The organism is Geobacillus sp. Y412MC52, assembly GCF_000174795.2.
GTDB classification, from domain to species: domain Bacteria; phylum Bacillota; class Bacilli; order Bacillales; family Anoxybacillaceae; genus Geobacillus; species Geobacillus thermoleovorans.
The window spans coordinates 1,442,865-1,455,563 of the sequence record NC_014915.1 but is presented as its reverse complement, the minus strand read 5'-3'; the positions used below and the strand labels follow the sequence as shown (position 1 = coordinate 1,455,563).

At 53.5% G+C, this 12,699-nt stretch carries 13 protein-coding genes and 1 pseudogene; 5 read left to right on the top strand and 9 right to left on the bottom strand.

Translation table 11 applies throughout. The annotated features are described in order from the left end of the window. Window positions 1-150: 150 nt before the first annotated feature. Genes GYMC52_RS07200 through GYMC52_RS07190 form a run of 3 tightly spaced genes read left to right on the top strand, consistent with a single transcriptional unit; the run spans window position 151 to window position 2,495 of the window. Entirely contained in the window at window positions 151-405 is a 255-nt protein-coding gene (locus GYMC52_RS07200; protein WP_013523568.1) for a FeoA family protein, read from the top strand. Then, window positions 398-1,132 carry a FeoB small GTPase domain-containing protein gene (locus GYMC52_RS07195; protein WP_013523567.1) on the top strand — a complete coding sequence of 245 codons (735 nt, stop codon included), beginning with the start codon at window positions 398-400 and terminating at the stop codon, window positions 1,130-1,132. The genes GYMC52_RS07200 and GYMC52_RS07195 overlap by 8 nt, the downstream gene beginning before the upstream one ends. After that, window positions 1,101-2,495: a nucleoside recognition domain-containing protein gene (locus tag GYMC52_RS07190; RefSeq protein ID WP_013523566.1), complete on the top strand. Its 1,395-nt coding sequence runs from the start codon at window positions 1,101-1,103 to the stop codon at window positions 2,493-2,495. Before GYMC52_RS07195 ends, GYMC52_RS07190 begins: the two co-directional genes overlap by 32 nt. A 65-nt stretch (window positions 2,496-2,560) precedes the next feature. Here the strand turns inward: GYMC52_RS07190 and GYMC52_RS07185 are convergent, their stop codons facing one another. From GYMC52_RS07185 to GYMC52_RS07145, 9 genes are all read right to left on the bottom strand, one after another. Further along, window positions 2,561-3,187, bottom strand: a complete 627-nt coding sequence (locus GYMC52_RS07185; RefSeq protein ID WP_013523565.1) for a histidine phosphatase family protein — start codon at window positions 3,185-3,187, stop codon at window positions 2,561-2,563. A gap of 36 nt (window positions 3,188-3,223) precedes the next feature. Next, entirely contained in the window at window positions 3,224-3,376 is a 153-nt protein-coding gene (locus GYMC52_RS07180; RefSeq protein WP_013145567.1) for a peptidase U61, read from the bottom strand. Continuing rightward, a complete protein-coding gene (locus GYMC52_RS07175) occupies window positions 3,373-3,828 on the bottom strand; it encodes a GNAT family N-acetyltransferase (RefSeq protein WP_013145568.1) in 456 nt (151 codons plus the stop codon). Before GYMC52_RS07175 ends, GYMC52_RS07180 begins: the two co-directional genes overlap by 4 nt. 48 nt (window positions 3,829-3,876) lie before the next feature. Next, window positions 3,877-4,179: a DUF5634 family protein gene (locus tag GYMC52_RS07170; protein WP_013145569.1), complete on the bottom strand. Its 303-nt coding sequence runs from the start codon at window positions 4,177-4,179 to the stop codon at window positions 3,877-3,879. A 77-nt stretch (window positions 4,180-4,256) separates the two neighbouring features. Further along, on the bottom strand, window positions 4,257-6,236 hold the full coding sequence (locus GYMC52_RS07165) for a putative bifunctional diguanylate cyclase/phosphodiesterase (protein ID WP_013523564.1): 1,980 nt from the start codon (window positions 6,234-6,236) through the stop codon (window positions 4,257-4,259). 134 nt (window positions 6,237-6,370) lie between these two features. Further along, a complete protein-coding gene (locus GYMC52_RS07160; protein ID WP_013145571.1) occupies window positions 6,371-7,108 on the bottom strand; it encodes an IucA/IucC family C-terminal-domain containing protein in 738 nt (245 codons plus the stop codon). Continuing rightward, entirely contained in the window at window positions 7,108-7,920 is an 813-nt protein-coding gene (locus GYMC52_RS07155) for an ABC transporter ATP-binding protein (RefSeq protein ID WP_013523563.1), read from the bottom strand. The genes GYMC52_RS07160 and GYMC52_RS07155 overlap by 1 nt, the downstream gene beginning before the upstream one ends. A 12-nt stretch (window positions 7,921-7,932) precedes the next feature. Then, entirely contained in the window at window positions 7,933-8,985 is a 1,053-nt protein-coding gene (locus GYMC52_RS07150) for a FecCD family ABC transporter permease (RefSeq protein ID WP_013523562.1), read from the bottom strand. Beyond that, entirely contained in the window at window positions 8,982-9,983 is a 1,002-nt protein-coding gene (locus tag GYMC52_RS07145; RefSeq protein ID WP_013523561.1) for a FecCD family ABC transporter permease, read from the bottom strand. The genes GYMC52_RS07150 and GYMC52_RS07145 overlap by 4 nt, the downstream gene beginning before the upstream one ends. A 199-nt stretch (window positions 9,984-10,182) precedes the next feature. On the opposite strand from GYMC52_RS07145, the gene GYMC52_RS07140 reads away from it, so the two are divergent. Together GYMC52_RS07140 and GYMC52_RS07135 are read left to right on the top strand one after the other, a co-directional pair. Beyond that, the gene (locus GYMC52_RS07140; protein WP_013523560.1) at window positions 10,183-11,157 is read left to right on the top strand and encodes an ABC transporter substrate-binding protein; all 975 of its coding nucleotides are present in this window, start codon (window positions 10,183-10,185) and stop codon (window positions 11,155-11,157) included. Between the two features lie 428 nt (window positions 11,158-11,585). Continuing rightward, window positions 11,586-12,525, top strand: a pseudogene (locus GYMC52_RS07135) (IS110 family transposase); the annotation flags it as partial. Between the last annotated feature and the right edge of the window lie 174 nt (window positions 12,526-12,699).

Here is a 12,699-nt window from a genome sequence, read left to right as displayed (position 1 = left end):
TTGAATAGTTGTTGGTTCGACAACTCTGTCAGAAAAAGATGAAACAAATTTGTTGACAACAGCGAGGCAACTGGAATATGATAAATTCAAAAATTGGTCTAAGCAAAAAAAATGTCTTTAGTAAAAAATATTAACCGGAGGGAAACTTTTATGGCACAAGGAAAACGTTGCCGCCTCTCCGATATGAAACCGGGCGATCGATTTCGCATCGAAAAGGTTAATGTTCCTGATCCTATGTTAAAAAGACGGTTGCTTGATTTGGGATTTGTACCCGGCGGGGAAGTGAAGGTTGGACAAAGAAGCCCGCTTGGCGACCCGACCGCCTATCGCGTTTGTGGAACGACGATCGCATTAAGGAAAGAAGAAAGTGACTATATTTACGGGGAGAAGATCCACCATGACTGATATGACGTATACGATTGCCTTAATGGGAAATCCGAACACCGGCAAAAGCACGTTGTTCAACGTCTTAACGGGCCTGCGCCAACATACCGGCAACTGGCCCGGGAAAACGGTCACTCATGCCGAAGGAGAATGCCGCCACCGCGGCACATTGTACCGGATCGTCGACTTGCCGGGAACGTATTCGCTCTATTCCAATTCAGCCGATGAAGAGGTGGCGCGGGATTTTCTCCTGTTTCAACGTCCTGACGTTACGATCGTTGTGGTCGACGCTACGGCATTAGAACGCAACTTGAATCTAGCGCTTCAAGTATTGGAAATGACCGACCGCGTCATTATCGCTATCAATTTGATGGATGAAGCGAAAAAGAAAGGCATTCATATCAATACAAAAAAATTAGCCGCCAAACTCGGCGTGCCGGTCGTGCCGATCTCGGCCCGCAACCGGGAAGGAATCGATGCACTGCTTGATACAGTGGATGCCATGGCGCATGGCCGCATCAACACCAACCCGCTTTCCATCCGGTACAGCCCGGAAATCGAACGAGGCATTGCCAAACTTCTTCCACTCGTGAAAGACGTGATGGGAGACACGTATCCTGCTCGCTGGATCGCTCTTCGTCTCCTTGACGGCGATACATCGCTGCTTCAAGCGCTGAAACAACCGCCGCAACCATTGATCAAGGAGGGGAACGCGTATGCCTGCTGCGGATCTGTCAAATCAGTTTGACCAGCTAATGAAAGAAGCCAAGTCATTAGCACCGGCTGACACGCGTGAACAGATCGTTTCTGCCATTTTCCAAACGTCAGCTGCGCTTTCTCAAGAATGTGTCACGCATACAGCGGTCGCAAAACGTGATCGAACGGAACAAATTGACCGGATCGTCACGTCGAAGCGGTGGGGATTTCCCATTATGCTGGCGCTTCTCGCCGCTGTCCTTTACATGACGATCGCCGGCGCCAACGTATTTTCCGATTCGCTCGCCCGCTTGTTCGGAACGATCGAAACGTATCTCACCATGGCCTTTCAAGCGATTCACGCCCCCGACTGGTTGCACGGCCTCATTGTACTTGGCCTATACCGCGGCACGGCTTGGGTCGTCAGCGTGATGCTGCCGCCGATGGCGATTTTCTTTCCCGTATTCGCTTTGCTCGAAAATTATGGCTACTTGCCGCGTGTCGCCTTTAACATGGATCGCTTGTTTAAAAAAGCGGGGGCGCATGGCAAACAATCACTGACGATGGCCATGGGCTTCGGCTGCAACGCGGCGGCCATCATGTCGACGCGCATTATCGAATCACCGCGCGAACGAATGCTGGCCATTTTGACCAACAACTTCGTCCCCTGCAATGGACGTTGGCCAACGCTGATCCTGCTTTCCTCCTTATTTATGGCAGCCGGCTATACAGGCGGATGGAAAACGTTCGTGACAGCGGGTGTGGTCGTCGCCATGGTGTTGTTTGGCATCGTCGTCACGTTGACCGTTTCATGGGTCTTATCCAAGACGGCCTTGCGCGGCATTCCGACCCATTACACTCTGGAGCTGCCGCCGTACCGACGCCCGAAAATCATGGAGACGATCATCCGGGCCACCCTCGACAAATCACTCTATGTGCTGAAACGGGCGGTAACGGTTGCGGCGCCGGCCGGCATTCTGACATGGGTGCTCGGCAACGTTCACGTGGGAGATACGACCGTGCTGGCGTATTTAGCCGACTGGCTTGACCCATTTGCCAAAGCATTGGGATTGGATGGCTACATTTTGATGGCGTTCATTTTAGGCTTGCCAGCCAATGAAATTGTCGTGCCGATTTTGCTGATGGGCTATTTATCCGCGGGGGCGCTCACTGAAGTCGATGGCCTGCATTCTCTAAAACAAATTTTGCTTGACCACGGCTGGACGTGGCTCACCGCCCTCAATATGATGCTGTTTTCCCTGCTTCACTACCCATGCGGCACGACACTCGTCAACATTTACAAAGAAACGAAAAGCGCGAAATGGACGTTCGTCGCCTTTGCCTTGCCGACAGCGATTGCCATTGCGGTCACCTTTACGACCGCACAGCTGGCGAGATGGCTCGGGCTCGTATAAACGGCGCAGCACCGCTTCCCGATCAAGGGAAACGGGGCTGTTTTTTGTCTAAATGAAGCCGCCATCTATACTTCTTTTACTTCCTCCACATGGGATGCGTCCCCTTCGACGACAACGCGAAAACCATCCCCATCTGCCTCCACGATCGTCACACTCGTGCCGTACATATACGGCGGCGACCACAGGTGGTCAAGCGGCGTGTCTTTGAACGCCGCCACAAGCGTTTTCAGCACGACGCCGTGAGTGACGATTAACACCGTTTCTCCCTCGTGCCGCTCAACGATGCGCTGCACCGCTTCAAGCGCCCGCTGCTGCACGTCACAAAACCGCTCGCCACGCTTTGGAGCGTACAGATGGGGCGCGTTCCAAAAATGGTCGAACGCGATCGGATCCATTTGCCGAATCTCGTCATGCGTCTTTCCTTCCCAATCGCCAAGATAAATCTCGCGCAGCCGCTCGTCTTGATAGATCGGAATGAGCCGCCCGCCGCGGACAATCTCCGCCGTCTCAAGCGCCCGGCCGCTTGTGCTTGTGTAAATCGCGGCCAATTCCACCGCTTCAAGCCGCTTTCCAAGCCGCATGGCGTCTTGCCGCCCTTTTTCCGTGAGCGGCGAGTCTTGCCAGCCTTGCATCCGCCTTTCGACGTTCCACTTCGTTTCCCCATGTCTGGTCAAATACAAGGTTGTCGCCATGTCTTCCCTCATGTCTCCTCTCTATTAATCTACCTCTCATTCAACCGCCCGCTCAGGCAAGCGAAACGCAACAGATCCGCTTTTGTCCGTTTTCATCTCTGCTTGAATGCCTTTTGGCAACACTGCCATTGGATCTGTATGGCCAAAATCGGCATCATACACAACCGGAAACTCGTACCCGCGTGTCATCCGCTTCGTTTCACGAGTTTCGTTAACTCGATTCTTTCCGGCGTTTCGATGCGCTCGATGGCACGAAACCCATGGCGTTCGTAAAAGCGAATGGCCGGCGCGTTGCCGCTTCCGGTCGTCACGACGATCTCGCTTATCGACGGTTCTTGCTTGATGACAAAGTCGAGCAACGCGCTGGCGATCCCTTGGCGGAAACAATCCGGATCGACCATCAGCCGGCAAAGGCGAAGCGTCTTCCCATTCCGCTTGCAAGCGATCGCCCCAACGAGTCGTTCCCCTTGAAAATAGCCGAAAAAGCGCTCGCCGCATCGTTGCAGAGAAGCGATCGTATCGTGAAGCGGCGGGAGCGCCTTGCTGCCGATGATCTGCGCCTCGATCGTATACGCGCGCCGCTGTAGGTGCAGCACCTTAACGGCCGTTTCGTCGTCTGCTATGTGAAGTTCCGCAATCATGCTCCTCTCCCTTTCGATGGCGAAAAAGCGGCCGAGCCCGGCCGCTTATCATGAATGAATCACTTCCTCCATCGCCTCTTGCAGCGAATGAAAGCCTTTTTTCTCCCGACCGTCTTTTCGAACGGTCCATTCCTGCTTCTCAAGCGCCAGTTCACCGCGTTCGTTTTTTACAAACGGCATGTGAATGGTGATCATCTCATCGTCTTTGTTGATCGTATAGCCGACATAATAGCGATTGCCTTCACCATGCTCTTCAAAAATGCCGACTTGGTCGAGTCCATAGGCTTCCATCATCGGCTCGAGCGTGTCGATGAACTCCTCGATCACAACGCTTCTTGGCGCAAATTCCATGGTTTTTCCTCCTCTTGCCTAGTCATCAAGTGTAGTTTGCGGCAAGCCGAGGAAACTCATGAGTGGAAATGACCGACTTATGACGAAGGCCCATTGCAAGCCGTGCGGTTGTACTCCTCAAGCCATTGCTGCAACTTTTTCGCTTCGAGCGAGCGGCTGAAGTAAAACCCTTGCGCATAGTCGCAATGCATTTGCGAAAGAAGCATAACTTGCGACTCGGTCTCGACCCCTTCAGCCAACACTTCAATATCCAGGCTTTTTGCTAAATGAATGATCGTATCGACAATCGTGGCATCTTTCGAGTTTTCCGCAATGCCTTGAATAAAACTGCGGTCGATTTTCAACAGCGACACCGGCAAATTGCGGATGTAAGCCAATGATGAAAAACCGGTTCCAAAGTCATCGATCGCCGCCTGTACGCCAAGTCGCTGCAGTTCGGTTAAAATGTGCCTGCCGGTCTCAATGTTTTCCATCAATCCGCTCTCCGTCACTTCCAAAATGAGCCGGTTAGGCGCAAGCCCCGTCTCGCGCAAAATGCGCTTCACATGCTCGATGAGCTCCGGACGATTGAGCAAAAACGGCGACAAATTGACGGCAAGCTTGAGGCCCGGAAATTTTTTTTCCCACTCTTTCACTTGGCGGCACGCCTGTTCCAACACCCATAATGTAATTTCAAAAATAAACCCGCTTTCCTCCGCCAACGGAATGAAATCGAGCGGCGGAATGTCGCCAAGCGACGGATGACGCCAGCGCAACAGAGCCTCAACCCCCATCGCCTTTCCTTTCGCGAGCTGCACTTTCGGCTGATAGCATAAATACAACTGCCCGCGCATAATGGCAAACGGCAAATCTTGCTCGATCACCGCCTGCCGATGCTCGGTCGGGCGGTAAAAGGCATAGCCGTTCCGCCCCCGCTCTTTCACTTCGTACAACGCTTGATCAGCGTATTTCATCACTTGCTCGATCCGATCGCTGTCTTTCGGGAAAAAAGCGATGCCGATCGATAAGGTCGATTGGATGAGCTGTTTTTCGTAATAAAACGGCTCGTGAAACGAACTGACAAGCCGCTCCGCCAAGGCGGTCATCTCTGTTTTCGTTATGTTCGGCAGCAAGAGAACAAACTCATCACCGCCGATGCGGGCAAAAAAGTCGCCGGGACGCAACGCCCGCTCGACGCGCTTGACCGCCTCGCGCAAAAAATAATCGCCGGCTTGATGGGAAAAATGATCGTTGATCCATTTGAATTTGTCAAAATCCAAATAACAAAGAGCAAACGGCGTCTGACTCGCGATCAGCTCATGAATATGCCGCTCGAAATAGCTGCGGTTGGCGATGCCCGTAAGCGAATCGAAGTAGGCAAGCTGACGGAGCTTTTCTTCGTACCGTTTCCGCTCGCTGATGTTTTTCACGGTCACAATGACGCAATCGAGCGTCCCCGCTTCATCGATGATCGCCTTCCCTTGCGCCTCCATCCAAACCCATTCGCCTTTCTCGCCTTGCTTGCGAAATTCGGCGGATTGCGTCTCGTATGTATCGTACAGCTCAGCCAATTTTTGTGCCACGACCGGGGCGTCATCAGGGTGGACAAACGTCAGCACCTCTTCGTATGACACTGGAAGACGCTTGTTTGTTTTTCGCTTCCATGACGGCGGAATGTATGACAATTCACGATTAGGAGAAAAAATCAACACGTAATCGTTCGAATGCTCAACAATCAGCTGCAGACGCCGTTCCGCTTCGGCAAGCCGCGCTTGCAGGCCGCTCTCCTCCGCTTGGCGGCGAAGAACGCATAGGACGGCGGCCGTCTGTCCGTTTTCACCGATGATCGGCGACACGCCCGCAACCAATAAGCCGTCAAGCAACTCCCAGCGAAAGGCGGCCGGGCGCTGTTTCACCCGTTCAACCAACGCCCGTCCTTCGACGGACAGCGTCCTCTGTTCTTCTTCACTCAGCGCCAAGCCGGCAAAAGCCGGATTGTTGTAAATGATCACGCCTTGCAAATTCAAGATGACCACTGCTTCTGTGAAGTGATGGAAAAAGGCCGTATATTTGTCCATGCAATTGCTACCTCGCCGTTTCACCAAAATAAGCGATGTCCACACTTCCATTTTCACGAAAATCACGGCAAAAATCAACAAATTTCGCAAACATTTTGTCAAAAATATGGAACTGCCCACCGGCGGCCTTCCGGTCACCCGGTTTGCCGTTGGCGGGCGCGAATGGGACACGTTTGACAGCACGTTCCCCCATTTGTTTTCACGTACAGGCAGCACGTCGTCCGCTGCATGCCGCTTGCTCCTTTAAAAAAGCGGCGAAGTGGGTTGTCTTTTTGTCCAAACAACCGGCCGTCTGCTTCATGAATAAGGAAGCGGAAATCATCGCGCAGCCGGTCGGCGACCGGGGCAAGCGACTCATCCTCGAGCCAACGTTCATATACCCAATACACGTAAATCGCGACATTTTCCCATAAGACGAGCGGCGATATGCGCGTCAGACGCCGCAACCGAGCGATGAGCGGAGCGAACAAGCCGGCGAACACGTCGCGAACGACTTGCTCGCGCCAGCGGCTGCGCTCAATGCCGCACGCCTCCGCTTCCGGCGGCTCAAAGCGAAACCGCGGCATCCACATCTCCCCTTCGCCGTCCGTGTCAAGCCAAATTCGCCCAGGATCGAGCACAAGCCGCTTGTTCCATACCGACATGGCGTATAGCGTCATCGGCGCCAAAAAGCTTAAGCGCTTGACAAGCATCGACGCCGCAACGGCGTCATTTGCCGCTCCCATCTCGGTGCGGACGTGCGCGACATACTTCGCGAGCTGCCCGTCGTCATGAAGCAGCCAAGCAAACAACATCGACGACGAGACATCAGCCGCCCCGCTTGAAAAACGGTACGTTTCCAACGTTTTCATTTCGTCTTCACGCAGTCTCATCACGATACGCCTTCTTTCTGTAAAATTCGCCGTCCTTTCCCATACGGAATGCAAAGCGGGGTGCCAAAGATCGGATCGTACGTGATTTGGCAATCCATTTGGAACACATCTTTCACGAGCTGGCGGGAAATGACGTCTTCCGGCTTTCCTTCGGCATACACCGTTTTATCGCGAATGGCGACGAGATGATTGGCGTAACGGCACGCTAAATTCAAATCGTGAAGCACCATGACGATCGTCCGCCGTTCTTTTTCATTCAGCTCAAACAATAAATCTAAAATGTCAATTTGATGCGCGAGATCCAAATACGTCGTCGGCTCGTCAAGCAAAATGATGTCTGTTTCTTGCGCTAATGTCATGGCGATCCATGCGCGTTGGCGCTGTCCGCCGGAAAGCGAATCGACCGGCCGCTCGGCGAATTCGGCGAGTCCAGTTGCCTCTAGGGCCCGCACAACCGCCCGCTCATCTTCGTCACTCCATTGCTTGAACCACGTTTGATACGGGTAGCGCCCTTGCTTCACAAGTTGCAAAACGGTCAGTCCTTCCGGAGCCATAGGCGACTGCGGCAAAATGGCGAGCCGGCGGGCGATTTCTTTTGTCGGCTGTTTGGCGATTTCTTTTCCATCCAGCAGCACAGCGCCGCTTGTTGGTTTTAGCAGCCGGGCCAAGGCGCGCAGCAACGTCGACTTGCCGCAGCCGTTCGCGCCGATGAACACCGTGATTTTTCCTTTCGGAATCGTCAAATGCAACCGGTCAATAACGATCGCCTCGCCATAGGATAGCGTCAACTCTTTCGCCTGCAACCCATGCATGCGCATCCCTCCTTATAATTTCCGACTTCGGTACAATAAATAAATGAAATACGGTGCTCCAATCGCCGCGGTAAACACTCCGGCCGGAATTTCCGTCGGCGCCAAAAGCAGCCGCCCAGCCAAATCCGCCCCCATGACGAACACACCGCCTAACAGCGCAGCGGTCGGAAGAAGAGCGCCAAACGCCGAACCGACAAGGCGGCGCGCCATATGCGGCGCCATCAGCCCGACAAAGCCGATGCCGCCGGCGAAAGCGACCGCGCCGCCGGTGAGCGCGGTGCTAAGCAAAACAAGTCCCAGCCGTTGCCGTTCGACCGCGCCGCCAAGCCCAATCGCCAGCTCATCGCCCAGCTCCTGCACATTGACATGCCGCGCGGCCAACATCGCCACAAGGAGCAGTCCGATGACCCATGGCGCCATGAGCGAAACGTGCTGCCAAGAAGCACCATACACACTGCCCGTAATCCACACGTTTGCCTGGCTCGCCCGATAGATGGGTCCTGTGATCATCAACAGTGTCGTCAACGCCTGCATGAGCGCAGAAACGCCGATGCCGACAAGCACGAGCCGAAGCGGGGCGAGGCCGTTTTTCCACGCCAGCATATATACGAGCCAAGTAGCGGCCGTAGCGCCGAGAAAGGCGGCAAGCGGCAGCCAGTGGATGCTGACGGTCAAAGAGTTGTTTTCATCGCTAAACAGCGCCAAAAAGCCAACGACCGCGGCCGCCGCTCCGCCGGTGATGCCGAGCACATCCGGCGAAGCGAGCGGATTGCGCACCATTCCTTGCAAAACCGCGCCGGCGACAGCCAGCGCCATCCCCGCCATCCAGGCAACCAATACGCGCGGCAGGCGGAACGTCACAATCACCGTCTGATGAATTTCCTCTCCGTATCCGAACAGCGCGGCAGCGGCCTCAAGCGGGGACATGCGCATTTCGCCGCTGCCAATGCTGATAACGAAAAGGAAGACGGCCGCTGCTATGAGCGCGGCGAGCACCGCAACAGCTTTTTTGTCATAGAAAAACGAGATGTGTTTTCCCATTCGGACCGTGATGTATTTTTTCATTTTGCGGCGATCCCCCTGCGGGCAATGTAGATGAAAAATGGAACGCCGAGCAAGGCGGTGACGATGCCGACCGGCACTTCGCGCGGCATCAGAACGTAGCGCGCCCCAATATCGGCCATAAGAAGCAAAATCCCGCCGAGCAAGGCGCAATACGGGAGCAGCCAGCGGTGGTCGACGCCGGCAAGCGCCCGCGCCATATGCGGCACCATCATGCCGATAAAGCCGATCGGACCGGCGACGGCGACCGATCCGCCAGCCAGCAGCACGACTAACAGAGCGGCGGCAGCCTTGATCAAATTCGTTCGCTGTCCGAGTCCTTTCGCTACATCGTCTCCCATCATTAAGATGTTGACATGGCGCGCCAGCAGCATGGCCCCAGCCCAGGCGGCCGCCAAATACGGAAAAACGGCCGTCAACAACTCGAGCTTCCGGCCAGCGACCGACCCGGCCAGCCAAAAGAGCACTTCTTCAAGCGCTTTTTCATTCATCGCCAGCATTCCTTGCGTCAGCGAGGCAAATAAAGCCGCGACCGCCGTGCCGGCAAGCGTCATTTTGAGCGGCGTCAGTCCGTCTTTCCCCGCGGCGCTGATCACAAACACGATCGCCGCCGCGGCAGCCGCCCCCATAAATGCGACCCAAGACAACATTTGCAATGAAGAAATGGAAAAAAAGGTGACCATCACAACAATCAAAAAACCGGCCCCGGCGTTAATGCCGAAAATGCCTGGCGAAGCGAGCGGGTTTCGCGTCAGCGCTTGCATGAGCGCCCCAGCCATCGCCAAGCTGGCGCCAACGGCAGCCGCAATCAACGCTCGCGGCAGCCGAACCGTCGCCACGACTAAATGGGTGTTCGATCCATTATTGTCGATAAGAGCCGCCACCGCCTGCCGCCAACTCGTGTCGGTATATCCACAAACGATGCTCATCCACATGGCGGCAAGCAGCACAATCAGCAAACCGATAAGGCCAATCATTTTTTGACGGTTTGTCGCCAGCATCTCTGAGATCTCCCTTGCTTCATTCTCTATATCTCTATCGTCAAGTCTATTTGATAATGACTCTCATTGTCAATGTTTTTTCGCATTTTCTTATGATTTTTTTATCATTTTTTCATTTATAGTTGACAATGATTCTCAATTTTATTTATTATATCAACGTAAATGAAATTCATTATCAAATTCAAAGGGGGATTAGCTAATGAAATCAAGGCATCTCACCCTTCTTTCCGCCTTCATCCTTTCCCTCCTGCTTCTTGCCGGCTGCGGCGGAAAGCAGGAAGAAAAAACAGCCAAACCAGCGGAAAACAATGGGGCGAAAGCGGAAGTGAGCTACACGGTCGAACACGCCATGGGCACGGCCGAAATCAAAGGAACGCCAAAACGAGTCGTCATTTTGACGAACGAAGGAACCGAGGCGCTCCTCGCGTTAGGCGTGAAACCAGTCGGCGCCGTCAAATCGTGGACGGGCGATCCGTGGTACGACCATATTAAAGATAAAATGGAAGGCGTCAAAGAGCTCGGTTTGGAGTCAGAGCCGAACGTGGAAGCGATCGCCGCCTTGAAACCAGATTTGATTATCGGCAACAAACTGCGCCATGAAAAAATTTATGAACAGTTGAACCAAATCGCCCCGACCGTGTTCTCAGAAACGCTGCGCGGCAACTGGAAAGACAACTTTATGCTGTATGCGAAAGCTGTGAACCAAGAGGAAAAAGGGAAACAAATCATTGCTGAATATGACAAACGCATTGAAGACTTAAAAGCAAAACTCGGCGACAAGCTGAAGATGAAAGTATCGATCGTCCGCTTTATGGCCGGCGACGTGCGCATTTACCATAAAGACTCGTTCTCCGGCGTCATTTTGGATCAACTTGGCTTCGCCCGCCCGGAATCGCAAAACGTAAACGACTTTGCGGAAACCGGCGTGACGAAAGAACGCATTCCAGCAATGGATGGCGACATCCTGTTCTACTTTACATATGAGACGGGGGACGGCAAAGCGAGCGAACTTGAAAAAGAATGGATCAACGACCCGCTCTTTCAAAACTTAAACGTCGCGAAACAAGGCAAGGTGTACAAAGTGAGCGACACGATTTGGAACACGGCTGGCGGTGTGCTCGCGGCTCATTTGATGTTGGATGATATTGAGAAATATTTCTTGCAAAAACAGTGAAGCTTTCAGCAAGGGCTGTATGGAGGGGTGCGTATCCGCCTTCCGCACAGCCCTCTTTTTCCATGTGCCATGCACTCATTACTCCTCTGCCCGGCAAAGACATAAAGTTGGGAGTTTACTATGACGGAATGATCACAATTTGCCTTAAGACGGAAAAGATCCATGGGCAACGTTTTGCCCTCCACCCGGGCATGAAAATCCCCTTTTTCTTCCCATAATGAAGAGTAGGCGCAAACAGCTCAATAGGACGTTATACTTAATGGTGGCTTGGACCCTGTACAGAAAAGCGTTCGAATCCACTGGGTGCACCACCCATTGTCCGCCCTTTCCCGATGCGGAGGAAAGGTAACGACGAACGGAAAACTGCCGCATGTCTCCCGTGGATTCGCTGTTTGCGCACTCGATCATCGAAAAGGAGGATTTTCATCATGGATGTCATCTATCCTCGCTGCGCAGGATTGGATGTTCATGCCGAAACCATCGTCGCCTGCGCACTATGGGAAGAAGATGGACACATTCAAAAGGACATTCAAACCTTCTCCACGTTCTCGAAGGGACTTGGCGACCTGCTGGAGTGGCTCGAAGAACATGGCGTCACCCGTGTCGCCATGGAATCCACCGGCGTGTATTGGAAACCGGTCTTCGCCTTCCTCGAGGGCTATGTCGACTTGACACTGGCCAATCCGCAACGGATCAAAAATGTCCCGGGAAGAAAAATCGATGTCTCTGACGCCGAGTGGATCGCTAAGCTGCTCCGCCATGAACTCGTTGAAAAAAGTTTCGTCCCCCCCAGCGGATATTCGCGAATTGCGGGATTTTACCCGCCTCCGCAAAAAGTGGGTCGGACAGCTGACTTCGGAGAAAAACCGGATTCAAAAAGTGCTCGAGTCTTCCAATGTCAAAATCGGCTCGGTCCTCTCCGATCTCTTCGGCGTTTCTGGAAAAGACATCCTTGCCCGGCTGCTTGAGAAGGGATACGTGGACAAGGACGAGTTGGATCAATGCCTGCGCGGAAGGCTCAAAAAGAAAAAGCAAGCGGTGTACGATTCGCTGCTCGGCACCTTGACCGAACACGAGCTCCGTCTCCTTCGCCTCTTGTGGAAACACGTTGAGGAATTGGAGCAGTTCATCGAAGAAGTCGACCAGCACATCGACCGCCTGCTCGAGCCGTATCGCGAGGAAGTCGAATTGCTGATGACCATGCCCGGAGTGAAAAAACAAACCGCCGCCGTCATCATAGCCGAGATGGGAACCGACATGAGCGTCTTTGAAACGCCGGAACGGGCGGCCTCATGGACCGGATTGTCCCCCGGCAACCATGAAAGCGCCGGAAAGCGAAAGAGCACGCGCACGACAAAATGTTGCCCTGCGCCAACGCGTCATGGCTGTTCGCTTGGTCATGGAAGGATATCTTGGAAAAGACGTCGCTGCCATGCTCCATCTATGTCGCCAAGGTGTGTTTATTTTGTAATTTGAAAAAGGATTCTAAAATAATGTGCTAATTTACACCAATCACTCATATTCTTTTACCCAATTCTTCTT